We start from the raw sequence: 23426 nt of genomic DNA, 5'->3' as shown, positions 1-23426 counted from the left end.
ATTATAACAACACCGAACGGGCGCCTTACTGCACTGGATCAAAAAGGGCCACTATTGTGGCCCGATGACAGTCAATTATTGACCTTTAATCTCGCTGCGGCCTTTATAAGGCGCTTTCGCACCCAGTTCCTGCTCAATCCGCAGTAACTGGTTGTACTTAGCAACCCGATCCGAGCGACACAGTGAACCGGTTTTAATTTGACCGGCGGCGGTACCCACTGCTAAATCAGCAATAAAGGCATCCTCGGTTTCACCGCTACGGTGTGAAATCACTGCGGTAAAGCCGGCATCTTTTGCCATCTTGATGGCTGCCAGCGTCTCGGTTAGTGAGCCGATTTGGTTAAACTTGATCAGAATGGAGTTACCAATACCCTGCTCAATACCGCGGGTCAGGATCTTGGTGTTGGTGACAAACAAGTCATCGCCGACCAGCTGTACCTTGCTACCAATTTTGTTAGTCAGATCTTTCCAGCCATCCCAGTCTGACTCATCCAGACCATCTTCAATTGAGACGATCGGGAAACGCTGTGTCAGACCAGCCAGGAAGTCGTTAAAGCCATAGGAATCAAAACTCTTCCCTTCGCCACCCAGCACATACTTACCGTCTTTGTAGAATTCAGAGGCCGCACAGTCCAGCGCCAGCGTGACATCTTTATCCATTTCGTAACCCGCGGCTTTAACCGCTTCCACGATCACGGTCAGGGCTTCTTCGTTTGATTTCAGATCCGGGGCAAAACCACCTTCATCACCCACTGCGGTGTTCAGGCCACGTTTTTGCAGTTCTTTTTTCAGGCTGTGGAAGATTTCCGCGCCCATCCGCAAGGCTTCAGCGAACGTTTTGGCACCAACCGGCTGCACCATAAACTCCTGAATATCAACGTTGTTATCGGCGTGCTCGCCACCATTGATAATATTCATCATCGGCACTGGCATGCTGTAGACACCAGAGGTACCGTTCAGATCGGCAATGTGCTGATACAACGGGATCTTTTTATCTGCAGCTGCAGCACGGGCAACCGCCAGCGATACTGCCAGAATAGCGTTGGCACCCAGCTTAGATTTGCTCTCGGTACCGTCCAGGTCGATCATCAGCTGATCAATAGCCGCTTGCTGATAAGCATCTTTGCCGATAAGCGCGCTCTGGATTGGACCATTGATATTGGCTACTGCCTTGGTAACACCCTTGCCTAAATAACGGCTTTTATCGCCATCACGCAGCTCCAGCGCTTCACGTGAGCCGGTCGAGGCACCTGAAGGTGCGCAGCCGCGCCCCATAGCACCACTGGCCAGATACACATCGGCCTCAACGGTTGGATTGCCGCGTGAATCCATAATCTCGCGGGCGATAATTTTGACAATTGCTGACATAGTCTTAAATCCCCTGTTAAAAACTAAAAAGCCGTGCCTTAGCGCACGGCTTCAGATCCGTTATACGCGTTGCTGTTTCTGATACTGATGCGCCGCAGCGACAAAGCTCTGAAACAGCGGGTGGCCGTCCCGTGGTGTCGAGTTAAATTCCGGGTGGAATTGCCCGGCGACAAACCAGGGGTGAGTAGGAATTTCGATCATCTCAACCAGCTGGTTATCCGCTGATAAGCCCGAAACCACTAGCCCGGCTTCTTCTAATTTGGGTCGTAAATGGTTATTCACCTCGTAGCGGTGGCGGTGCCGCTCCTGGATCACAGCTTTACCGTAGATCTCACGCGCCTTGGTGTTGTCTTTCAGATTACAGTTTTGACTGCCCAGGCGCATAGTCCCACCCAGATCAGATTCATCGTTGCGCACTTCCACTGAACCATCGGCATCACGCCACTCCGTGATCAAACCGACCACCGGATAAGGCGTAGCTTTGTTAAATTCGGTAGAGTGTGCCCCCGGCATACCGGCAACATTGCGCGCATATTCAATCAGCGCGACCTGCATGCCCAGACAAATCCCCAGGTAAGGTACCTTTTGTTCGCGGGCATACTTCGCTGCTAAAATCTTACCTTCCACACCGCGCTCACCAAAGCCGCCGGGTACCAGAATACCGTCTAAGCCCGCCAGCACTGCGGTGCCTTTGCTTTCGACATCCTGCGAGTCGATATATTTAATATTCACCGTTAAACGGTTTTTCAGACCAGCGTGGCCCAGCGCTTCATTTACTGACTTATAAGCATCCGGCAACTCGACGTATTTACCGACCATACCAATGGTCACTTCGCCGGTTGGATTCGACTCCTGATACAGCACCTGCTCCCACTCGGCTAAATCGGCCTGTGGGGCGTCGATATGGAAGCGACGGCAGACCAGATCGTCCAGGCTCTGTGACTTTAATAACGCCGGGATCTGATAAATGCTGGAAACGTCTTTTAATGAAATAACGGCTTTTTCTTCAACATTGGTAAAGAGCGCAATTTTGGCCTTTTCATTGTTGGGAATAGCACGGTCAGAGCGGCAGACCAGAATATCGGGCTGGATCCCAATTGAACGCAGCTCTTTTACCGAGTGTTGGGTTGGCTTGGTTTTGATCTCACCGGCCGTGCCCAGATAAGGCACCAGCGTCAGATGCATATAGAGTGTGCGCTCACGTCCGACTTCGGTGCCAAGTTGCCGGATGGCTTCCAGGAAAGGTAAGGATTCAATATCGCCGACAGTGCCACCAATTTCGACAATGGCAATATCAAAGCCTTCCGCTCCCTGTACCACACGGTGTTTAATTTCGTTGGTGATATGCGGAATGACCTGAATGGTGGCACCCAGATAGTCACCGCGACGCTCACGGCGCAGCACATCGGCGTAGATCCGGCCTTGAGTAAAGTTGTTCAGTTTACTCATTTTGGTACGGATAAAGCGCTCGTAGTGGCCTAAATCCAGATCGGTTTCGGCGCCATCTTCAGTCACGAACACTTCGCCGTGTTGAATAGGACTCATGGTGCCCGGGTCAACGTTGATATAAGGGTCCAGCTTCAGGATGGTTACCTTCAGGCCGCGTGCCTCTAAGATTGCCGCCAGCGACGCTGCTGCTATGCCTTTACCCAAAGATGAGACTACCCCACCCGTCACGAAGATATATCTTGTCGCCATAAGACCCCAGACACACAGTAAGAAAAATTAGACCAAATCACCATGCCAAAAGCGGTAATGCCAATACTGGCAACAGTACAGCTAAGGTAAAGAGAGTTTGGTATCAGGACGGGAGGAAAGTATAGCAAAGGGCAAGGCAGCGCTCAATCAAAAGCGCTGTAGTTTGCGGTTTATTCTAAGCCGGCCGCCAAGAACCGTATTAGCGGGGACCTTGTTTGACCTGTTGCCACAGCGCGTCCATCTCCGCCAGATCACTGTCGGCAGGCGTTTTCCCCGCGGCTGCCAGCGCCTGTTCTACCGCGCGAAAGCGCCGTTCAAACTTGCTATTGGCCGCACGCAATACCGCTTCCGGATCCAGCTTGTGTTTACGCACCACATTGACCAGCGCAAACAGGAGATCACCCAACTCTTCTGCCAGTTCGGGGCTGTCGCTGGCAGTTTGCTCCACTTCGAGGATCTCTTCTTTAACTTTATCCCAGCAGCCCTGCACATCCGGCCAATCAAAACCAACATTGGCGCAGCGTTTTTGTAGCTTATTGGCCCGGCTTAGTGCCGGCAAACTCTGCGGAATATTATCCAGCACACTGTGTTGGCCCTGCTGCTGGCGCTCGGCACTTTTCAGCGCTTCCCAGTTCTGCAATACCTGCTCGGCGCTATTGGCATTCACAGTGCCTGCAGCATCAGCAAATACATGCGGATGCCGCCGCTCCAGCTTAGTGCTGATACTGTCAACCACATCATTAAACTGAAAATGGCCATCTTCTTTGGCCAGCTGGGCATAAAACACCACCTGAAACAGCAAATCACCCAATTCATCTTTTAGCTCAGTAAAGCTTTGCCGGTTAATGGCATCGGCCACTTCGTAGGCCTCTTCCAGGGTGTAGGGCACAATGCTGGCGTAGTTTTGCTTTAGATCCCACGGACAGCCCCGCTCAGGGTCGCGCAGGGTGGTCATAATATCCAGTAAGCGTTGTATCGGTGCTGCCACAGAAATTCCTAATGATGAAAGCGTTTGGCTTCAATAACATCGTCAATCTGACTGATTTTACTCAGCAGTTTATTCAGCGAGTCCAGATTATACAGCTCCATCGTCATATTGATGACGGCCGTTTGCTCTTTGATATCCGAGCTGCTGCTCATCTTGGTGACGTTAGCTTTTTCATTCGCCAGGATGCTGGTGATGTCTCGCAACAAGCCGTTACGGTCATGCGCGACGATCCGGATATCCACCTCATAGCCGGAGGCATATTTATCGCCCCAGGTGGCTTCAACCACCCGCTCAGGCTGGGCGTCCTGCAGCAGTTTAAACTGTTCACAGTCATCGCGGTGAATGGCGATACCGCGGCCCTGAGTGATATAGCCGATAATGGCATCGCCCGGCAGCGGATGACAGCAACCGGCCATATGGCTCAGCAAGTTACCGACGCCCTGCACTATCACATCACTCTTGGCTTTGTTTTGTGACAGCGGCTTGGTTTTTAAGCGCGGATCAATTTCCGGCAACTCATGCTTGGGCTGCTGACTCTGAATAAAGTGCACCACCTGGGTGACCTTGATCTCTCCGCCACCAATGCCCACCAGTAATTCGTCCATGCTATTGACATTAAAGCGATTAAGCACCTTAGTCGGATGATCCAATACCAGGTTAAGCCGTGATAACTCGGCGTCCAGCAGTTCGCGGCCGGCCGCCAGATTTTTATCGCGATCCTGTAACCGGAACCAGTATTGCACCTTCGAGCGGGCACGACTGGATTTCAGATAGCCCAAATTCGGATTTAACCAGTCACGGCTTGGATTCGGTTCGCGGCCAGTTAGAATTTCGACCTGATCGCCGGTTTTCAGCTGATAGGTAAAGGGCACGATACGGCCGGAGATTTTGGCGCCAATACAACGATGCCCGACATTGGAATGGATATAATAGGCAAAATCCAGCGGCGTTGACCCCATCGGCAAATCAACAATGTCACCCTTGGGGGTAAACACATAGACCCGATCTTCAATTACCTGATTACGCAACTCTTCAATCAGATCGGTGCCTTCAGCCAAATCTTCCTGCCATTGCAACAGCTTACGTAACCAGCCAATTTTCTCATCATTAGCAGCGGTTTTACTGGCCGGGCCGCCCTCTTTATAACGCCAGTGTGCCGCGACGCCCAGCTCAGCATCTTCGTGCATCTGCCGGGTGCGGATCTGAATTTCAATCGGCCGGCCCTGAGGCCCTAATACCACCGTATGGATCGACTGATAGCCATTTTGTTTCGGCGTGGCAATATAGTCGTCAAATTCCTTTGGCAGATGACGCCAGCTGGTATGCACTAAACCCAGTGCAGCATAACAATCCTGTACCCGCTCGGTGACAATCCGCACTGCCCGGATATCGTACAGCTGATCAAAGGACAGCTGCTTCTTCTGCATCTTTTTCCAGATACTGAAAATATGTTTTGGCCGGCCATAGACCTCGGCCTGCAGGTTTGCCTCCAGCATTTTTTGCCGAACGCTGCTCACAAAGTCCTGCATATACTGTTCACGGTCCAGGCGCCGCTCTTCCAGCAGGCTGGCGATTTGTTTATAGGTTTGCGGATGCAGATAACGGAACGCCAGATCTTCCAGCTCCCACTTTAACTGGCCAATCCCCAGCCGGTTGGCCAGCGGCGCGAAGATGGCATTGGTTTCTTTTGCCGCCAGTACCCGGGTTTCTTCATCGGCGTTTTTGACCTCACGCAGAGTACAGATCTGGGCCGCCAGTTTAATCACTACGGCCCGCACATCCTCCACCATCGCCAATAACATCCGGCGCAGCGTATCCGCTTGCTGACCATCGTTATTCTGACGCACGCTAACCGGAATAGTGCGGATCGCCGCCATTTGCTGTACTGAAGTCAGTAAACCGGACACAGCGGGGCTGACATGATCTTCAATGGTTGGTAGGGCCAGCAGGTTGGCTTCAAATACCGGAAACAGCAGCGCCGCGACCAGCGAGTCCTGATCCATTCGCAGTTCAGCCAGAATTTCCACCATATCCCAGCCGGTACGGACTTGTGGATTATCGTCATCCAGCTGCAACTGTTTTAGCCAGGTTGCGGTTTCTAACAAGGATTCAATCTTTTTCTCAGTCAACCCCAGTGAACACAACCATTCAAAGGTTTCGCCACCGTGATAACCATGACTGTGTGACTGACGTACCCTGACCATTTTTTTTCCTCTGCTAGTGCCCCGGCGAGTCTCAGGCTATTGACGACTGAACAACGCCATAAGTTCCAAATGCGCGGTATGCGGAAACATATCGACCCCGGCCAGTTTTTGCAACTGATAGCCTGCTGCCAGCATCGCTTTCGCATCGCGGGCGAAGGTGGCCGGGTTACAGGAGACGTACAATATCTGTGCCGGCTTGAGTGCCAACAGTTGTTTTACCGCCCCCTCAGCACCGGCGCGGGCCGGATCTAACAGCACTTTTTGATAGATCGGCTGATTCCAGGCGGTTTTGCCCCAGGGTAAATGTAAATCCGCCTGCCAGAACTTCACGTTATCCAGCTTGTTCAACGCAGCATTGTCTGCTGCCTGCTGCACCATTTTGGACAGACCTTCTACCCCATGCACCAGTTTAGCCTGCCGGGCCAGCGCCAGACTGAAATTCCCCATCCCGGCATACAGATCCAAAATCGTATCTGCCGCAGTCGGTGCCAACCAGCTTACTGCCTGACTGACCATCAGTTGATTCACTTTGGCATTAACCTGAATAAAATCATCGGCGGCAAACTGTAATGTTATCTGCTGCGGTTCCAGCTGATAGCTTAGCGGCGCGCTATTGCCATCCCAACTGATAAAGACGCCGGCCTCTGGCTCGCCGAACCAGCGGGCTTGTGGCCAGGCCGCAACAAAACTTTGTTGCTCGGCCGCTGACAGCGCTGCAATATGGCGCAGCACCACCACCGGCTGCTCACCGGCCAGAATTACTTCAGCATGGGTTACGCTTTCCGGCCGGCTTAAGGGGGGTATCTGCTGTTGTAACACCGCAAACACCGGCTGCAAGGGTGCAGCCAGCACATCACACTGACTTACCGCAGCCAGCTGCTTGCTGCCGGCTTGGCGAAAGCCGGCAGCAAGCAGCTGGCTTGGCGAAAGCCGACTGTCAGTTGGCGCTGCTTTTTATCAAACCAAACCCCAATCCGTGCTTTACGGCGATACTGCCGGTCAGCGGCACTGAGTAGTGGTTGCCACGGCAAAGATGCCAGCCCCAGCTGATGCCGCAACAACGCATCGACGCCCTGTTGTTTATACTGACCTTGCTGCTGCGCGTCCAAATACTGCAACTGACAGCCGCCACAGTGGCCGAAACTGGGGCAAAAGGGCATGACCCGCTCGGCACTGGGGCTTAGCACCTGCAGAGTCCGGGCTTTTAAATAATCGGCTTTATCTTCTGTCACCGCCGCCAGTACCTGTTCACCCGGCAAGGCACCACTGACAAAGGCGATTTTTTGCTGATAACGGCTGATGCCGTTCACTTCGTAGTCCAGACTATCAATCTGTAATTTCAGTTGCTGGCCAAGGCGGCTTGGTTTGGCTTTGGCTTTATACAGGCTTACCATCTTGTGGGGTCTTATAGGTTTTTCGCGTTCGATATGTCATTATGACACGGCTGAGCCAAATTGTGATAAATGCGGACCCCCGATGCCGAAAATAGGTTTACGCCTCTGGTTAATCTTATCTGCTGTGTTACCCACCCTGCTGGTGGGTATTCTGCTGGGGGGCTATTTTAACTATCAGCAGCAACAGGATCTGCAGCGCAATTTACACGAGCAGGCAGCCAATATTGCCCTGCCCCTGGCTATCAGTAGTCAGCAATTGCTATTACAACAAAGCAAAGGCGTGCAGGCATTACTGGAGCATGCGCACCGGCTTAACTCACCCTTAGTCATCAGTATCTCGTTGTTTGATGCTGATGGTCAGCTGCTGTTTACCAGCAACAGTCAGCGCGATCTGAGCAACCAGGAAATCCACCAGCAAAAGCCCGCCCGGCTTAGCTATCAACCGCAGGATGATATGCTGTTGGTTTACCAACCTCTGCTCAAGACCAATCCACTGACCGATGAACGCCCTGGCTATTTATTACTGGCGATGCAACAGCAACCGCTGGCGCTGCAGCAGCAAGTCCATCTGCTCAATACTGCATTACTGGTCAGTGCCGTTGTGCTGCTGGCATTACTGTTCGGACTATTATTGGTACAAAAGCAGCTAACTGCACAACGCCGCCTAAAGCGGCAGTTACAACAGCTATTAGATGGCCAGTATCGCTTAAAGCCCTACGCGCTTGGCATCAACGAACTGGAGCAGCTGCAACAGGGTTTACTGCAGCTGGCCGGTCAGCTCAACACCCTTGAGCAGGAAATGCAGCAAAATATTGAACAGGTGACCGGCGATCTGCAGCAAAGTATGGAACAGCTGGAAATCCAGAACATTCAGCTGGAGTTCTCGCGTCGCAAAGCGGTGGAAGAAAACCGGCAGAAATCTGACTTTCTGGCGAAAATGAGCCATGAGTTACGCACGCCCCTGAATGCGGTAATTGGTTTTACCCGGCAATTGCTGAAAACACCACTGAATCCTCATCAAAGTGATTATCTGCATACCATTCAAAAATCGGCCAACAGCCTGCTGCATCTGGTTAATGATGTGCTGGACTTTTCCCGGCTGGAGGAAGGGCGGATGGCGATTAACCCAGAGCCGGTATCGCTGCGCGATCTGCTGAACGATGCGGTTGAATTGCTGGCTGCCAATGCTTTTGACAAGCAGCTGGAGCTGGTGCTGCTATTTGAAACTGGCTGTCCGGATGATGTGGTCGCCGATCCGGCTCGCTTAACCCAGATCCTGATGAATATTGCCGGTAATGCGATTAAATTTACCGAACATGGCAGTGTGGTGATCCGGGTCAGTGCCACCGCGCTGTCTGAAGAACAATTGAATTTACATATCTCGGTTAAGGATACCGGTCGTGGTATCAGCGATGAAAAGCAAAGCCGGTTATTTGATGGTACCAGCATCTCAGAGCAACAGGATCAGCAAACGGGCTCCGGCTTGGGATTATTAATTTGTAAGCGGCTGGTGCTGGCGATGCAGGGCAATATCGGCTTTGATAGTAAACTCGGTGAAGGTTCAACCTTCTGGTTTACCATCAAGTGTCAGAAGCATCAGTTAACCGTTGCCGAGCCGCTGCCGCTGACGCAGCTGGAAAACAAGCGGGTACTGTATTTCGAGCCACAACAATATTCGCGCGAGGCCACCCTGCAGCTGTTAAATAGCTGGGGAATGCAGGTCACGACCTGCGCCACCAAAGGGCAATTACAGCAAGCACTCAGCTCGCGGCAACATTATGATATTGGCCTGGTAGGCCGTGCCGTTGCCATCAATCAGGTGAATGATATTATTGCGCTGGTGCAGCAACTGCGCCTCAGTTGTCACTTTGTTTATCTGCTGGTCAATACACTGTCGCCGAATTTACGTGAAGTGCTACTGGGCTCTGGCGCTACCGCCTGCTTACCCAAGCCGGCTCACTCACGTAAACTGGCGTTAGCCCTGGCACAACCCTACTCGCAACCCGCATTACCGGCACCGGACGAAGAGAAACAACAGCGGGCAGCATTGCGGGTGCTGACCGTAGATGACAATGAAGCCAATCTGAAACTGATCAACACCCTGCTCAGCGACCGGGTACAGGAGCTGGAGTCAGCCCATGACGGCGCGGCTGCCTGGCAGAAAACCACCCAGCATGTGTACGATATTATTTTTATGGATATTAACATGCCGGTGATGGATGGCATCACCGCCTGCCAACGAATCCGGCAAAGCTCGCTGAACGAACATACACCGATTATTGCCGTCACCGCTCACGCGTTGGAAGGCGAACGCGAAAGATTATTAGCACTGGGGTTTAATGAGTTTCTGACTAAGCCGCTGGACGAACAAATGCTGCATTGCACCCTACAGGAGTTCTGTGCGCTGCAAAAAACGCAACCCAGTGCCTCACCCGTGACCTTACAGGCTGTACCGCTGATTGACTGGACTCAGGCCTTACAACGGGCCGCTGGTAAAGCGGAATTGGCGCAGGAGATGCTGCAGCTGCTGATCCAATCTTTACCGCAGGCCAGCCGGCAAATTCAGCAAGCCATCACTGATAACGAACAGCAACTGCTACTGCATGCGTTACACAAGCTGCATGGAGCCTGTTGCTACAGCGGTGTGCCACGCCTGAAGAATCTGTTGGAAGGACTGGAAACCCAGCTGAAAAAAGGCGCCAGTATCAAATCGCTGGAGCCGGAGCTGTCGGAGCTGGAGGATGTGTTAGCGCTGTTACTGCAGGCTGACACCCGGCTGCCACCCGAACTGAGTCAGCCTTCCAGCACTACAGTAGCACAGGCATAAGCCTGTTCATCACTGATACTGAGCCATACCGCTGTTACTCCAAGCTGGTTCGCCCTCTCAGCGGCATGACCGCTTAACTGTAACTCCGGCTTACCCAAAGCATCATTACGAATTTCAAAATGCTGAAAGGAAATGCCACGGCCAATACCGGTGCCAAGCGCCTTGGCAGCGGCTTCCTTGGCCGCAAAACGCTTGGCAAAATAGCGCTCGCGCTGGCTATGCGCAGCGAAGCACTCTTGCTCATACGGGGTCAACACCCGGCTGACCAAACGCGGACTTTTTTGTAAGCTGGCGGCGATACGGTCGATCGCCACAATATCGGTACCCAGGCCGCGGATCGCCATTAGCCTCTGGCCTCAACCATTAAGCGTTTCATTTCTGCCACGGCCGGCCCCAGGCCACTGAACAAGGCGCGGGCGATAATGGCATGGCCAATATTCAGCTCGTACATTTGCGGAATAGCGGCAATCGGCTGTACATTATGATAATGCAGACCATGACCGGCATTTACCGTAATGCCCAGTGACGCAGCATAAGCAGCCGCGTCGGCAATCCGTGCTAACTCAGCTTGCTGCACAGCACCACTGGTTTCTGCATAATGGCCGGTATGGATCTCGATAAAGGGAGCGCCCACTTCGGCTGCGGCGTCAATTTGCTTTTTATCGGCATCAATAAACAACGACACCAGAATATTATCAGCCTGCAGCTGCTGTACTGCTGCACGAATTTTACTAAGCTGGCCGGCAACCTCTAAGCCCCCCTCAGTGGTTAACTCTTCGCGCTTTTCAGGAACCAGACAGCTAAAATGCGGCTTCAGTTTACCGGCAATGGCCAACATCTCTTCGGTCACCGCCATCTCAAAATTAAGCCGGGTGCCAATGGTTTCGCGCAAAATAAAGACATCGCGATCAATAATATGGCGGCGGTCTTCCCGCAGATGCACAGTGATCCCATCCGCACCATATTGCTCGGCCAGCAAAGCGGCATGCACCGGCTCCGGATAGGCTGTGCCACGGGCATTACGCACCGTTGCAATATGATCGATATTCACGCCTAAATAAATTGCAGACATAACAAACTCCGTAATTAGGCCGGCCCGCTGCTCCGTTGCTGAAACAGAGCACGGCTGGTTAAAGGTTTATCGCCGAGCAACGGCGCGAGCAGCTGCCGGCTTAATTGTTTAGCAACCCGCAGGGCGTCCGGCTGTTGCCAGTCGCCAGCAGCGATCGCCAATAAAGCGGCACCGCGCCAGCCCTGAGGACTGAGCACAAGCCCTTGCTCGGCAGCGAATTGATAGTATTGCTCAGCCTGAACTGGCTGTGCTGCTGCATCCAGCTCCAACGCCGGTAATTGCCCGAGCTCAGCGAGCAAGGCAAATTCAAACTGCCGCAACGCTTGCTCCAGCATGCCATCGCTGCTGCTTTGTGCCAGCGCCACTAAACTTTGCTGGTAATCGGCAAACAGAGTATCCGAACCAAGATCAGCAGGCCAGAGCCGGCACAGCAGCTCATTTAAATACAGGGCACTGTATAACACCCGGCCGCGATAAGGATAGGCCGCCGCCTGCTCTTCCAGCTGCAATACGGTTTTTAGCGCGCTACGGCCGCCGAGACTCAATAAATAGGGTTGGAAGGGTTGCAGTGCCCGGTGTTGTTTACCGCTACGCCGTCTTACGACAGCGCTGATCCGGCCTTGCTCCGGCAACAGCAGTTGCAGCAAGAGTTTGTTTTCCTGATAGGGACGGCTGTGCAGGATGTAAGCTGGCCACAATCTTCCGTCCATCGCCTGGTTAATCTTCGCCGTAGCCCAGACTGCGCAGGGCGCGCTCATCGTCGGCCCAGCCCGATTTTACTTTAACCCATACTTGCAGAAACACCGGCGCTTCCAGCATGGCGGCCATATCCAGCCGGGCTTCGGTAGCAATTTGCTTAATCCGCTCGCCTTTGTTGCCGATCACCATTCTCTTTTGGCTATCGCGCTCCACCAGCACCAGCGCAGCGATATGAAAATGTTTTTCTTCCCACTTAAAGCGCTCAATCTCGACGGTCACTGCATAGGGCAACTCATCACCGAGGAAGCGCATCAGCTTCTCGCGCACAATCTCCGCCGCCATAAACCGCTGCGAGCGATCGGTAACATAATCTTCCGGAAACAGGAATTCACAAGGGGGTAAATGCTGTTGCACCACCTTGCGCAAAGTGGCGACATTGTCACCGCTCTCGGCCGATAACGGCACCACATCCAGAAAATCTAACTGGCTACCCAGCCACTGTAAATGTGGCAGTAATTCCGCTTTGTCTTTATACAAGTCGACCTTGTTGACGACCAGGATCACCGGCTTTTTCGCAGCAATCAGTTTGTTCAGTACCATCTGATCGTCATCATGCCAACGGGTGCCTTCTACTACAAAGAGCACAAATTCGACGTCCAGAATGGAGGTGGCTGCCGCCTTATTCATCAAACGGTTAATCGCCCGCTTCTCATCGATATGCAGGCCGGGGGTATCGACAAACACCGCCTGGTAGTCACCTTCAGTATCAATACCAACAATACGGTGCCGGGTGGTTTGCGGTTTTTTCGAGGTAATACTCACTTTCTGACCAACCAGTTTGTTCAGTAGCGTAGATTTACCTACATTCGGGCGGCCAACGATGGCCACCAGGCCGGCAAAAGTAGAGGGACTAACGGTCATGCTTTAATTGTTCCAAAGCCAGCGCAGCAGCATCCTGCTCCGCCTTGCGCCGGGATGAACCGGTCGCGGTAATAGGAGTCCTTCCCAGCACAGTACAGCGCACGGTAAAGGTTTGTTGGTGCGCTTCCCCGATAGTGGCAATCACTTCATAGGTCGGTAGCGGTAAGCGTAGCCCCTGCAGATATTCCTGCAACTGGGTTTTCGAGTCTTTCTGCTGGCCCGGCGCAATTTCTTCTAATCTTGGACCAAACCACTCAAGGATCCGGCCTTTACAGGCTTCCATACCGCTATCTAAATAGATAGCCCCTAAGATCGCTTCCAGCGCATCAGCCAGAATGGATTCCCGACGAAAGCCACCGCTCTTCAATTCGCCCGGCCCCAGTCGTAAAAAATCCGACAGCCCCAACTCCTGAGCAATAGAAGCCAGGGTCACGCCTTTGACCAGAGCAGAGCGCATCCGCGTCAGATCACCCTCGCGGGTTTGCGGGAAGCGGGCAAACAAGGCTTCTGCGATAATCAGCCCCAGCAGGGCATCACCGAGAAATTCCAGCCGCTCGTTATGTTGACCTTTGCAGCTGCGGTGCGTCAGCGCCTGTTCCAATAAACTCAGCTGATTAAATTGATAGCCCAGCTTACGCATCAGGGGGCTTAAAGATTTTTGCATCGGCATCGCTATTGGATCCGGCCTAAGCGCTCAAAACGAACACCAACCGGCACCCAGCGTGGTAACCAGCTATTCGGATCTTCACTAAATTCGAAACTCATCCAGATAAAGACGGCTTTACCAACCAGATTATCGGCCGGCACAAAGCCCCAGAACCGACTGTCGACGCTATTATCGCGATTATCGCCCAGCACAAAATAATGGCCTTCCGGCACAATAAACTCTTCGATATCGGTACCGCGCTGCCGGAAATAGTTACGGAAATCTTCCGGTTTCATTGGCGTGGTCAGCACCTGATGCTCCACCTCGCCCAACTGCTCCAGGAAGCGGCTTTGTGGCATAGGCCCCAGATAAAACTCGCCCTCATCCTGAAAAGTCATCGGTACCGCTTGCAGCTCACCGCAACCACTGACCACAGGAGTCGCGCAGTTTTTCGCGATAAACAGCTGTTTATTCTGATAGACGATGCGATCTCCCGGCACCCCGACCACCCTTTTGATGTAATCAATTTTGGTATTAAGCGGGTATTTAAAGACTGCAACATCGCCGCGTTGTGGCGTCTTGTTGCTCCACAGCGTCGTGCGCCAGACCGGATCTTTGACATCATAGGCAAATTTTTGCACCAGAATAAAATCACCGACCAATAGGGTGGGCATCATCGAACCGGAAGGGATTTGAAACGGTTCAAATAAAAAGGAGCGTAAAATTGTGATCGCAGCCACCAGCGGAAACAGCGACTTGGCCGTTTCCACTACAGCAGACTCTTTCAGAATTTCCTCTTCGGCCTGCAGCGGCAGCGCAGTTTTTGCCTGCGCCCGGGCACCGGCCAGACGCAGTTGCCGCTGTGGTGCCAGATAAAACTTATCCAGCAACCAGATAACACCAAAACTTAGCGTTAACAGCACCAGTAGAATTGAAAAATAGCCTGCCATTAGCTGTCCTTATTATTTTCCGACTTTCAGAATGGCCAGGAAGGCTTCCTGTGGTACTTCCACATTACCGACCTGCTTCATCCGCTTTTTACCTTCTTTCTGCTTTTGCAGCAGCTTTTTCTTCCGGCTAACGTCACCGCCATAACACTTGGCTAGAACGTTTTTCCGTAATTGTTTTACCGTGGTCCGGGCAATCACATGGTTACCGATCGCCGCCTGGATCGCGATATCAAACATCTGGCGTGGGATCAGCTCTTTTAACTTTTCTGCCAGTTCACGGCCACGGCTTTGCGCAAAATCAATGTGGCTGATAATGGCCAGCGCATCGACCCGCTCACCGTTAATCAGTATATCCACCCGCTGCATATTCGAGGTCTGGAAGCGTTTAAAGCTGTAGTCCAGTGAGGCATAGCCACGGCTGGTCGACTTCAGGCGATCGAAGAAGTCCATCACCACTTCTGCCATAGGCAGTTCATACACCACTGCCACCTGACGGCCGTGATAGCTCATATTGACTTGAGTACCACGTTTCTCAATACAGAGCGTAATAACGTTACCCAGATATTCCTGCGGTACCAGAATATGCGCTTCCACGATCGGCTCGCGGATCTCATCAATATCATTGGTCGCTGGCAGATCACTGGGGTTATCGACCATAATCGTTTCGCCGTTCTTTTTCAGCACCTCATAGACTACCGTCGGTGCCGTGGTGATCAGGTCCAGATCATATTCGCGCTCTAAGCGTTCCTGAATGATTTCCATATGCAGCATACCGAGGAAACCAATGCGGAAGCCAAAGCCCAAGGCTCCGGAGTTCTCCGGTTCATAGAATAACGAGGAGTCGTTCAGACTCAGTTTGGCCAGGGCGTCGCGGAAATCTTCGTAATCGTCACTGGACACCGGGAACACCCCGGCATAAACCTGTGGCTTGATCCGCTTAAAACCAGGCAGTGGCTTATCAGCACTATTTTTAGCCAGCGTCAGCGTATCACCGACCGGCGCGCCTTTAATTTCTTTAATACCGGCAATCACAAAGCCAACTTCGCCGGTTTTTAATTCGCCGGTGTTAGTGGCTTTCGGGCTAAAGACCCCGACTTTATCCACTTCATAAACCTGGCCGGTCGACATAACTTTAATTTTATCTTTGGCTTTGATACTACCGTGCTTAACCCGCACCAGTGACACTACGCCCTGATAAGAGTCGAACCAGGAATCAATAATTAATGCCTGGGTTGGGCCCTCAGGCTCGCCTTCCGGTGCCGGGATTTTCTTAACGATAGTTTCCAGCACATCTTTGATACCCAAGCCGGTTTTCGCTGAGCACTGCACAGCGCCGACCGCTTCGATACCGATAATATCTTCGATTTCTTCCGATACCCGATCCGGATCTGCCTGCGGCAAATCGATCTTATTCAGTACCGGCAGCACTTCGAGATTCATCTCCAGTGCGGTGTAACAGTTAGCCACAGTTTGTGCCTCGACACCCTGACCGGCATCCACTACCAGCAGTGCCCCTTCACAGGCGGCCAGTGAGCGGCTTACCTCATAGGTAAAGTCAACATGGCCTGGGGTGTCGATAAAGTTCAGCTGATAGGTGTTGCTATCATCAGCCTGATAATGCAAGGTCACGCTTTGAGCTTTGATGGTAATACCACGCTCACGTTCCAGATCCATCGAATCCAGTACCTGCTGTTGCATTTCCCGGTCACTTAAACCGCCACAAAACTGGATCAAACGATCTGATAAGGTCGACTTACCGTGGTCAATGTGGGCGATAATTGAAAAGTTTCTGATATGGTCGAGTTTTGGCATCTTATCCGCAAAAAACTGAGTGCACTGTCACCTGAATGCAGCCACAGCGGCGGCATAGTGGGTGGACAATGCGGGTTAGTATTGAAATTAGCGCGAATTGTACTCTATCCGGCTTAAGCTTGCTATGTTTGTTGGCTGAGTGTTTCGCGGCTTAGTCTGGTTGCACGCGATGTAAGGCCAGCTGCGGTAACACTTCCAGGATCTGCACCTGCTCTGACTGCCCCGGCCGCTGATCATAACGCCGGGCTAGATAAAACCCAATCGCCATAGCTATTACGGCCAGCAGCAGCGACCAGATTTCGGCCACTTGCCAAAAGACATTTAACACCGTGACGCTCAGTAACATCAGTGCCAACGGCAACAGATAGACCAGTAACGCCGCCAGCAACAACCCCTGCTGCGCAATGCCAATCCGCACCTGCTCGCCAGGTAACAGCCTAAGCTCAGTGCTGACAAAAAACCGTTGCTGACGCGGGGTAAAGGTTTTGGCGACAATGCCGGTGCCACAGTCGCCACTTACCTGACAGCTGTTACAACTGCCGGCGGGTGTGGTGGTAAGCCAGACCCCGTGCTGTTCGGTGGCGACCACAGTCGCAATTTCATCGACCTGCATTATTTTTGCGTCACGGCTGCCGCCAGACGCTGGGCAATTTCCAGGCTGACTGGACCTATTACCGTAACGTCCTGCTGCGGATCGGATTTGACAAAAATCGTCAGGGCACCATCGCGATAGGCTTGCGCCGGTAAACGCTGACCGGGCTGTACAAACACCGAGATCTGGTGCAGTCCGTCCGACAGCAACCAGTAACTCTGAATTTCCGGTTGCAGCTGCGGGATAGCCAGTGGCTCAGCGACCACCTGATAGCCATCAGGTAACCAGTGTAGCAGGTGTCGTTGTGGCGGTTGGCTCAGGGTCAAGGCCGTCGCATCCGGTAATTCAATCTCCAACAGCTGCTTCAGGTTATCTGACATTTCACTGCTGATACTCAAGTGCGTAACCTGCCAGATCTCAAGTGCTGCCTGTTGCATATCGGCAGAGGTAATTAAGGTATCCAGTCGCAGCGGGAAAGCGGTTTCAACGTCAACCCACAACCAATAGTGGTAGCGGGCGGCCGAATGGGCAGATAAGCGCAATAATTGCGCGCTGCGGCCATCGACCATGGACGCACTACCCAACACCGCATTGTACAGCGACTTTAAACGGGACGGTTCCTGATAGAATAAGGCTGGTAGTTCTTTAATAAAGCGGCTGTGCGTAATTAACGCCGGACGTTCACTAAGCAGATAATACACCTGGCTGTCACGTCGCAGAATGTCGACACCTTCGGCAAACATCGGCACCAGATGCTCAATCTCAGCTTGCTGCTGCCGACCATGTAACCAACGGTAGGACTCAACCTGATTACCTTTGAGGATCACGAAGGAGGTATCAAAATTGTGCTGCCTGACGCTTTGCTGCACCCGCTCCAGCAGGGCCCACCCTTCTTCATCGGCCTTGGCGACAGTGCTGCTGAGAACCAGCACTACGCCTAGCCATAACAGCACTTTGTTCATGTTAACGCGGCTCTTGCTGTTCCGGTTCCTGCTGCGCTTGTGGTTGCTCCATTAAACGCACCTGCTGGCGGTGGGCCTGCAACAACGCTTGTAACCGTCGTTGCTGTTCCAGCATCGCCTGCTGCTCCTGCTCAGCGAAGCGGCTTTCAACCGAAGTCTGGCTTAAACTGACCGGCGTCGCAAAACCGGCTACCGGCCGGGTTTGCAGCACCGGAGTCGGTAACATCAGTTCCTGCTCCAGTGGCTGCTGATATTGCTGTACGCCAAAAACCGCCACCAGCGCCACACCGGCCGCGATAGCACCCTGCGCTGCCGGCTTAAACCACTGCGCATTCGCAGCCTGTTGCAGGGTACCGCGCAACCGGCTTAGCAGGCTATGCTGCGGTTGCAACTGATAGGTTGCTTCCTGCTCCAGACGGGCAGCAAAGCGTTCACTGAAATCCGCCGGCAGCACACTGGCATCTTCATTACGCAATACAGCACCCATCAACTGATAGCGCTCCAGCGTCTGCTGTGGCTCGCGCTGCTGCAACAAGGCATCCAGTTGCGCGGCCGTTAGCGGCTGATTATCTGCGGCTTCTGACAGCCATTCCTGCTTCTCTGACAACATAAAGTTTCCTGTCAAGGTACTTGCTGGGTTTAGCCTAACCTACCAAAGGTTTCAGCTGAGCATCTATCGCTTCACGGGCCCGGAAGATCCGACTGCGTACTGTCCCGATCGGGCATTCCATTACTTCAGCGATTTCTTCATAACTTAGCCCTTCTAACTCACGCAGAGTAATAGCCGTGCGCAGTTCATCAGGCAATTTATCAATGGTGCCGAATACCACCTGCCGGATTTCCTCGGACAACAACAAGCGTTCCGGGGAGTCCTGCTCTTTCAGGGCATCGCTACCTTCAAAATATTCCGCATCTTCCGCGTCCACATCGCTGGCCGGTGGTTTACGGTTATTCGCGACCAGATAGTTCTTCGCGCTGTTAACCGCAATCCGATATAGCCAGGTATAAAACGCACTTTCACCACGGAAGCCAGGTATCGCCCGATAGGCTTTAATAAAGGCTTCCTGTACTACATCTGCAACGTCTCCGTGATTAGAGACATAGCGGGAAATTAAGTTCGCGATCCGGTGCTGATATTTTTTTACCAGCACGTTAAACGCCGCTTTATCCCCTTGTTGTACCCGCTGGACGATTTGCCAATCTAATTCTTGCTCGCTCATTCTTTGAGCCTGCCCCTGTAATGCTATAGGTGTTGTTTCTGAGTGGCGCCAGTCAAGCGTACTGATTATGACTGCAAGCTGAATAAATAGTTCTGCTAACTGTCACAAAAAGGCTAGAATAACCTGATCTTAAATCCGGCACTGCCGGTAAAACCGGCTGTTTCTGCGCATTTTTCAGAGCCATTAATAGAGTTAAGTGTATCGTATGACACAGGCAAATGAACATCTTTGTGACGTTTTAATTATCGGCAGTGGCGCCGCCGGCTTGTCGCTGGCGCTGCAATTAGCCGATCAGCGGCGGGTGCTGGTGCTGAGCAAGGGCCCACTGCGTGAGGGCTCGACCCTGTATGCCCAGGGGGGCATTGCCGCTGTGTTTGACGAAAATGACAGTATTGCGTCCCATGTTAACGATACACTGGTAGCGGGCGCCGGACTCTGTGATCCCGCCGCCGTACAATTTACTGCCGAACACGCCAAGGCCGCGATGCAATGGCTGATTGCTCAGGGCGTGCCCTTCGATCAGTATCAGGATAGCGATGGCAGCATGAAGTATCATCTGACCCGTGAAGGCGGCCATAGTCATAGACGCATTCTGCATGCGGCCGATGCGACCGGCCGTGCGGTGCAGATCACCCTGGTCGATCAGGTGCGACAGCATCCGAATATCGTGTTACTGGAAAACTATAATGCAGTTGACCTGATCACCGGTAAAAAGCTCGGGCTGGATCCAAAACGTTGCTATGGTGCCTATGTCTGGAATAAAGCGGCCAGCCGGGTAGAAACCATCCGGGCCCAGGCGGTGGCGTTGGCGACTGGCGGCGCCAGTAAGGTTTATCTTTACACCAGTAATCCGGACGTGGCCAGTGGCGACGGTATTGCGATGGCCTGGCGCGCCGGCTGCCGGGTGGCCAATATGGAATTTAACCAATTCCACCCCACCAGTCTGTATCATCCGGCAGCGCCCAATTTTCTGATCACCGAAGCGATGCGCGGCGAAGGCGCTTATCTGAAGCGGCCGGATGGTAGCCGTTTTATGCCGGATTTTGACGAAAGAGCCGAACTGGCACCGCGGGATATCGTCGCCCGCGCCATCGACTTTGAGATGAAACGTTTGGGTGCCAAATCAGTATTGCTGGATATCAGCCATCAACCAAAAGATTTTATTATCGAGCACTTCCCTACCATCTATGCCAAATGTTTAAGCGTCGGTATTGATATTACCAAAGAGCCGATCCCGGTCGTGCCGGCGGCGCACTATACCTGTGGCGGTGTGATGACCAATCTGCATGGTCAAACCGATCTGGATAATCTGTATGCGATCGGTGAGGTGGCCTATACCGGCCTGCATGGCGCCAACCGGATGGCCTCGAACTCCTTGCTTGAATGTATTGTATTTGCGCAGGCTGCAGCCCGGCATATCCTGCAGCAGCCGGTCAACAACCTGCAAAACCTGAGTATTCCGGCCTGGGATGAAAGCCGGGTCAGCAACTCAGATGAAGAGGTGGTGATCACCCATAACTGGCATGAGCTCAGACTCTTTATGTGGGATTACGTTGGCATTGTTCGCACCAACAAACGGCTGGAACGCGCCCTGCATCGGGTGGAGTTGTTACAACAGGAAATTCAGGATTACTACAGCCACTTCCGCGTGAGCCACAATCTGCTGGAGCTGAGAAATCTGGTACAGGTGGCGGAGCTGATTATCCGCTGCGCAATGCAGCGTAAAGAAAGCCGAGGCTTACATTACAACCTGGATTACCCGCAGCAACTGGCCAACAGCCAACCCAGCATTTTACAACCCGCTAATTTTTAACCGGATCCGGGTTATGTCGCCAGCGCTGGGTATGTAGCCAGCGCGCCAGACTACGGTAATCGGCGGCAGAAAACTGGTCGGCGAACAGCCATTGCTGCTGCCGCCGGCCTTGGGTATCTGTCCAGCAGAGCAGCGTAGCATAGCGACTGATAACACTGCCCGGCCGCCAACTGCCGGCAGAGAGCGTTGAATCTAACCAACGCAGCCCACCCTCAGCATCCAGCAATAACGCTGAGGCGGACGCAGCCTTGCTGGACCATAACAGATAAAACCAGGCAGTCAGGCTTAACCACGCCAGCAGATAACTGCTGCCCTGCAACGGCAGCAGCAAATACAGCAGCGCCAGCGCAGCGCCGGCGGCCAGCAACAGCCTGCGCCTTAATAACGAAGTGTTAAGCGCCAGGCTATACCCGGACACGATTCACAATCAGCTCAATTAATGCCTGGATGGCGCTATCGGTCGAACGGGCGTGCCCCATAAACCAGGCGAACAGATCTGGATCATCACAGGCCAGTAAACGCTCGAAATCCGCTTTCTGCTGCTCAGTCAGGGCATCATAGCCCTCTTCGACAAAGGGAGCCAGTAACACATCCAGTTCCAGCATGCCGCGGCGGCAGGCCCAGCGTAATTTCGGTTTACTCATTAATTGAGACATCGGGATTCCTCGCAATTTAGGCGTTTTGGCGGTATCTTAACAAAATTCCGGATCCAGGGTTGAGCTTTTGTGCCTCGCCCCAATCTACCTGTTATTATCAGCTTAAGCGTTACATATTATGCAGACATCCTGGCTAAGCGCAGAACAATACGCGGCTTTATCAACAGAAGTTCAACCGGCTTTCCTAAGCCCACTTCCCGGCTTTCAGGTACTGAAGATCAGTGGCCCTGATAACCGTAAATATCTGCAAGGACAAGCCACCTGCGATCTCAATCAACTGACGACAGACAATTTCCTGCGCGGCGCCCATTGCGACGCCAAGGGCAAGATGTGGTCGGTTTTTCATTTGTTTGCACAAGGTGAGGATCTGCTGGTCGTGGCTTTTCGGGATGAATTGCAGGCCTCATTAGTGCAGTGGAAAAAGTTTGGTGTCTTTTCTAAAGTCAGCTTTGACCAAAGCGAACAACCCTATGCTGTGTTCGGCTTAGCCGGCTCTGAGAGCCAGAGTTTAATCCGACAACTGGGGTTTGCGGTGCCGCAAGCCGCCGGTCAGCTGGTGCGTAACGGTGCACTCAGCCTGCTTTGCCTGGCTATGGATCATTATTTGCTGGTATTGCCGCAAACTGAACTGGCCAGCCTGCAACAGGCGCAGCTGCCACTGGCCGCGCCGACGCTCTGGCTGGAGCAGCATATCCGCCATGGCCTGGCCTATTTAGAGCAACCCCTGATTGGCGAACTGGTGCCACAAATGCTTAACTTACAAGCGGTAGATGGCATTAGCTTTACCAAGGGCTGTTATATTGGTCAGGAGACTGTTGCGCGCTTGAAATACCGTGGTGGCAATAAAAGAGCGGCCTATATTCTCAGTGCCGAAACCGATGAAACACCGGTGGCCGGTGCCGACATTGAACTACAACTGGATACTAACTGGCGCCGGATCGGCCAGGTAATCAATGCGGTTAACGTTAACCGGCAGCTGTGGCTGCTGGCGTTGCTGCCTAATGACATAACACCGGCAGATTCGTTACGGCTGGCCGGCGAGCAGCCATTGCTACTCAGCCAGCACGCTCTACCTTATTCACTCAATTAAGAGGTTCGCATGACCATTTCGCAAGACAAAGTTGTCGCCATTCATTACACCGTTACCGATAGCAAGGGTAACCAACTCGATTCTTCTGCCGGTGGCGAGCCTCTGGTATTTATGTTTGGTCAGGGCGCGCTGATCCCGGGTCTGGAACAAGCCCTGGCCGGCAAAGCCGCCGGCGACAAATTTAGCAGCACCATTGCAGCAGCAGACGCCTATGGCGAGCGCCACGACCAGCTGGTACAAGCCGTACCACGTTCCATGTTTGAAGGGATGGACGTTGCTGTGGGTATGCGCTTTCGTGCCTCAGGCCCGGATGGTCGCGAACAGCCGGTCATCATTATAGATGTGTCAGAGGAAGAAGTTGTTGTCGATGGCAACCACCCGCTGGCTGGTTTTGAACTGCAGTTTGATGTGGAAGTGGTCGCGGTACGCGATGCCACTGAGGAAGAACTGGCACATGGTCATGCCCATGGCATCGACGGTCACGCCGGACATTAATAGTTTCTGATATGTGAAA

The 23426-nt window shown here is 52.9% G+C and carries 23 protein-coding genes; 4 read left to right on the top strand and 19 right to left on the bottom strand.

Translation table 11 applies throughout. From position 1 onward, the window contains the following. Window positions 1–75: 75 nt before the first annotated feature. The 6 genes from eno to AEST_RS17355 form a co-directional block, all read right to left on the bottom strand. A complete protein-coding gene (eno, locus tag AEST_RS04035) occupies window positions 76–1368 on the bottom strand; it encodes a phosphopyruvate hydratase (protein ID WP_008607261.1) in 1293 nt (430 codons plus the stop codon). A 60-nt stretch (window positions 1369–1428) separates the two neighbouring features. Beyond that, window positions 1429–3066 (bottom strand): CTP synthase, encoded by a 1638-nt coding sequence (locus AEST_RS04030; protein ID WP_008951307.1) that lies wholly within the window; start codon window positions 3064–3066, stop codon window positions 1429–1431. A 199-nt stretch (window positions 3067–3265) separates the two neighbouring features. After that, window positions 3266–4054 carry a nucleoside triphosphate pyrophosphohydrolase gene (gene mazG, locus AEST_RS04025; protein ID WP_008607259.1) on the bottom strand — a complete coding sequence of 263 codons (789 nt, stop codon included), beginning with the start codon at window positions 4052–4054 and terminating at the stop codon, window positions 3266–3268. Between the two features lie 8 nt (window positions 4055–4062). Next, window positions 4063–6258 carry a GTP diphosphokinase gene (gene relA, locus AEST_RS04020; protein WP_008607258.1) on the bottom strand — a complete coding sequence of 732 codons (2196 nt, stop codon included), beginning with the start codon at window positions 6256–6258 and terminating at the stop codon, window positions 4063–4065. A gap of 36 nt (window positions 6259–6294) precedes the next feature. Then, a complete protein-coding gene (gene rlmD / locus AEST_RS17360; protein WP_238534557.1) occupies window positions 6295–7086 on the bottom strand; it encodes a 23S rRNA (uracil(1939)-C(5))-methyltransferase RlmD in 792 nt (263 codons plus the stop codon). A gap of 35 nt (window positions 7087–7121) precedes the next feature. Then, the gene (locus tag AEST_RS17355; protein ID WP_008607255.1) at window positions 7122–7652 is read right to left on the bottom strand and encodes a TRAM domain-containing protein; all 531 of its coding nucleotides are present in this window, start codon (window positions 7650–7652) and stop codon (window positions 7122–7124) included. A gap of 82 nt (window positions 7653–7734) precedes the next feature. Between AEST_RS17355 and AEST_RS04005 the strand changes: the two genes are divergently transcribed. Continuing rightward, complete coding sequence (locus tag AEST_RS04005; RefSeq protein WP_008607253.1) at window positions 7735–10479, top strand: response regulator; 2745 nt, start codon at window positions 7735–7737, stop codon at window positions 10477–10479. On the opposite strand, the gene acpS is transcribed toward AEST_RS04005, so the two are convergent. The 11 genes from acpS to rpoE form a co-directional block, all read right to left on the bottom strand. After that, window positions 10446–10823, bottom strand: a complete 378-nt coding sequence (acpS, locus tag AEST_RS04000) for a holo-ACP synthase (RefSeq protein WP_008607248.1) — start codon at window positions 10821–10823, stop codon at window positions 10446–10448. The two genes, AEST_RS04005 and acpS, sit on opposite strands and share 34 nt — an antisense overlap. Next, window positions 10823–11551 carry a pyridoxine 5'-phosphate synthase gene (gene pdxJ, locus AEST_RS03995; RefSeq protein WP_008607247.1) on the bottom strand — a complete coding sequence of 243 codons (729 nt, stop codon included), beginning with the start codon at window positions 11549–11551 and terminating at the stop codon, window positions 10823–10825. The genes acpS and pdxJ overlap by 1 nt, the downstream gene beginning before the upstream one ends. Window positions 11552–11565: 14 nt before the next feature. After that, on the bottom strand, window positions 11566–12309 hold the full coding sequence (gene recO / locus AEST_RS03990) for a DNA repair protein RecO (RefSeq protein WP_238534555.1): 744 nt from the start codon (window positions 12307–12309) through the stop codon (window positions 11566–11568). Beyond that, window positions 12269–13171 carry a GTPase Era gene (era, locus tag AEST_RS03985; RefSeq protein WP_008607245.1) on the bottom strand — a complete coding sequence of 301 codons (903 nt, stop codon included), beginning with the start codon at window positions 13169–13171 and terminating at the stop codon, window positions 12269–12271. The genes recO and era overlap by 41 nt, the downstream gene beginning before the upstream one ends. Next, complete coding sequence (gene rnc, locus AEST_RS03980; protein ID WP_039925061.1) at window positions 13161–13835, bottom strand: ribonuclease III; 675 nt, start codon at window positions 13833–13835, stop codon at window positions 13161–13163. Before rnc ends, era begins: the two co-directional genes overlap by 11 nt. Before the next feature lie 8 nt (window positions 13836–13843). Then, window positions 13844–14767, bottom strand: coding sequence for a signal peptidase I (gene lepB / locus AEST_RS03975; protein ID WP_008607242.1), 924 nt, complete (start codon window positions 14765–14767; stop codon window positions 13844–13846). Between the two features lie 12 nt (window positions 14768–14779). After that, window positions 14780–16579, bottom strand: coding sequence for a translation elongation factor 4 (gene lepA / locus AEST_RS03970; RefSeq protein ID WP_008607241.1), 1800 nt, complete (start codon window positions 16577–16579; stop codon window positions 14780–14782). Window positions 16580–16730: 151 nt separating this feature from the next. After that, a complete protein-coding gene (locus AEST_RS03965; RefSeq protein ID WP_008607239.1) occupies window positions 16731–17192 on the bottom strand; it encodes a SoxR reducing system RseC family protein in 462 nt (153 codons plus the stop codon). Beyond that, a complete protein-coding gene (locus AEST_RS03960) occupies window positions 17192–18133 on the bottom strand; it encodes a MucB/RseB C-terminal domain-containing protein (protein ID WP_008607238.1) in 942 nt (313 codons plus the stop codon). Before AEST_RS03960 ends, AEST_RS03965 begins: the two co-directional genes overlap by 1 nt. 1 nt (window position 18134) lies before the next feature. Beyond that, on the bottom strand, window positions 18135–18743 hold the full coding sequence (locus AEST_RS03955) for a sigma-E factor negative regulatory protein (protein ID WP_008607237.1): 609 nt from the start codon (window positions 18741–18743) through the stop codon (window positions 18135–18137). 34 nt (window positions 18744–18777) lie between these two features. Then, complete coding sequence (gene rpoE, locus AEST_RS03950) at window positions 18778–19353, bottom strand: RNA polymerase sigma factor RpoE (protein WP_008607236.1); 576 nt, start codon at window positions 19351–19353, stop codon at window positions 18778–18780. Window positions 19354–19558: 205 nt separating this feature from the next. Here rpoE and nadB point away from each other — a divergent pair, with 205 nt between their 5' ends. Next, window positions 19559–21166 (top strand): L-aspartate oxidase, encoded by a 1608-nt coding sequence (gene nadB / locus AEST_RS03945; protein ID WP_008607234.1) that lies wholly within the window; start codon window positions 19559–19561, stop codon window positions 21164–21166. Here the strand turns inward: nadB and AEST_RS03940 are convergent. Next, window positions 21156–21584: a protein YgfX gene (locus AEST_RS03940; protein WP_238534554.1), complete on the bottom strand. Its 429-nt coding sequence runs from the start codon at window positions 21582–21584 to the stop codon at window positions 21156–21158. The genes nadB and AEST_RS03940 overlap by 11 nt on opposite strands. Beyond that, a complete protein-coding gene (locus AEST_RS03935) occupies window positions 21571–21822 on the bottom strand; it encodes an FAD assembly factor SdhE (RefSeq protein ID WP_008607232.1) in 252 nt (83 codons plus the stop codon). The genes AEST_RS03940 and AEST_RS03935 overlap by 14 nt, the downstream gene beginning before the upstream one ends. Window positions 21823–21940: 118 nt before the next feature. On the opposite strand from AEST_RS03935, the gene ygfZ reads away from it, so the two are divergent. After that, window positions 21941–22912, top strand: coding sequence for a tRNA-modifying protein YgfZ (gene ygfZ, locus AEST_RS03930; protein ID WP_008607231.1), 972 nt, complete (start codon window positions 21941–21943; stop codon window positions 22910–22912). A 9-nt stretch (window positions 22913–22921) separates the two neighbouring features. After that, entirely contained in the window at window positions 22922–23407 is a 486-nt protein-coding gene (locus tag AEST_RS03925) for an FKBP-type peptidyl-prolyl cis-trans isomerase (RefSeq protein WP_008607230.1), read from the top strand. Window positions 23408–23426: the final 19 nt, after the last annotated feature.

It is taken from the genome of Alishewanella aestuarii B11 (assembly GCF_000280055.1).
Taxonomy (GTDB): domain Bacteria; phylum Pseudomonadota; class Gammaproteobacteria; order Enterobacterales; family Alteromonadaceae; genus Alishewanella; species Alishewanella aestuarii.
This window is presented reverse-complemented; position numbering and strand designations above follow the sequence as displayed.

Excerpts from the sequence above, each read along its gene's own strand:
- AEST_RS04030 (WP_008951307.1), bottom strand. The coding sequence starts at position 3,066 with ATGGCGACAAGATATATCTTCGTGACGGGTGGGGTAGTCTCATCTTTG.
- lepB (WP_008607242.1), bottom strand. The coding sequence starts at position 14,767 with ATGGCAGGCTATTTTTCAATTCTACTGGTGCTGTTAACGCTAAGTTTT.
- AEST_RS03935 (WP_008607232.1), bottom strand. The coding sequence starts at position 21,822 with ATGTCTCAATTAATGAGTAAACCGAAATTACGCTGGGCCTGCCGCCGC.
- AEST_RS04005 (WP_008607253.1), top strand. The coding sequence starts at position 7,735 with ATGCCGAAAATAGGTTTACGCCTCTGGTTAATCTTATCTGCTGTGTTA.
- acpS (WP_008607248.1), bottom strand. The coding sequence starts at position 10,823 with ATGGCGATCCGCGGCCTGGGTACCGATATTGTGGCGATCGACCGTATC.
- ygfZ (WP_008607231.1), top strand. The coding sequence starts at position 21,941 with ATGCAGACATCCTGGCTAAGCGCAGAACAATACGCGGCTTTATCAACA.
- rnc (WP_039925061.1), bottom strand. The coding sequence starts at position 13,835 with ATGCAAAAATCTTTAAGCCCCCTGATGCGTAAGCTGGGCTATCAATTT.
- AEST_RS03925 (WP_008607230.1), top strand. The coding sequence starts at position 22,922 with ATGACCATTTCGCAAGACAAAGTTGTCGCCATTCATTACACCGTTACC.
- recO (WP_238534555.1), bottom strand. The coding sequence starts at position 12,309 with ATGAGCGCGCCCTGCGCAGTCTGGGCTACGGCGAAGATTAACCAGGCG.
- AEST_RS03960 (WP_008607238.1), bottom strand. The coding sequence starts at position 18,133 with ATGAACAAAGTGCTGTTATGGCTAGGCGTAGTGCTGGTTCTCAGCAGC.
- relA (WP_008607258.1), bottom strand. The coding sequence starts at position 6,258 with ATGGTCAGGGTACGTCAGTCACACAGTCATGGTTATCACGGTGGCGAA.
- era (WP_008607245.1), bottom strand. The coding sequence starts at position 13,171 with ATGACCGTTAGTCCCTCTACTTTTGCCGGCCTGGTGGCCATCGTTGGC.
- AEST_RS03955 (WP_008607237.1), bottom strand. The coding sequence starts at position 18,743 with ATGTTGTCAGAGAAGCAGGAATGGCTGTCAGAAGCCGCAGATAATCAG.
- eno (WP_008607261.1), bottom strand. The coding sequence starts at position 1,368 with ATGTCAGCAATTGTCAAAATTATCGCCCGCGAGATTATGGATTCACGC.
- nadB (WP_008607234.1), top strand. The coding sequence starts at position 19,559 with ATGACACAGGCAAATGAACATCTTTGTGACGTTTTAATTATCGGCAGT.
- AEST_RS03965 (WP_008607239.1), bottom strand. The coding sequence starts at position 17,192 with ATGCAGGTCGATGAAATTGCGACTGTGGTCGCCACCGAACAGCACGGG.
- pdxJ (WP_008607247.1), bottom strand. The coding sequence starts at position 11,551 with ATGTCTGCAATTTATTTAGGCGTGAATATCGATCATATTGCAACGGTG.
- AEST_RS17355 (WP_008607255.1), bottom strand. The coding sequence starts at position 7,652 with ATGGTAAGCCTGTATAAAGCCAAAGCCAAACCAAGCCGCCTTGGCCAG.
- rpoE (WP_008607236.1), bottom strand. The coding sequence starts at position 19,353 with ATGAGCGAGCAAGAATTAGATTGGCAAATCGTCCAGCGGGTACAACAA.
- lepA (WP_008607241.1), bottom strand. The coding sequence starts at position 16,579 with ATGCCAAAACTCGACCATATCAGAAACTTTTCAATTATCGCCCACATT.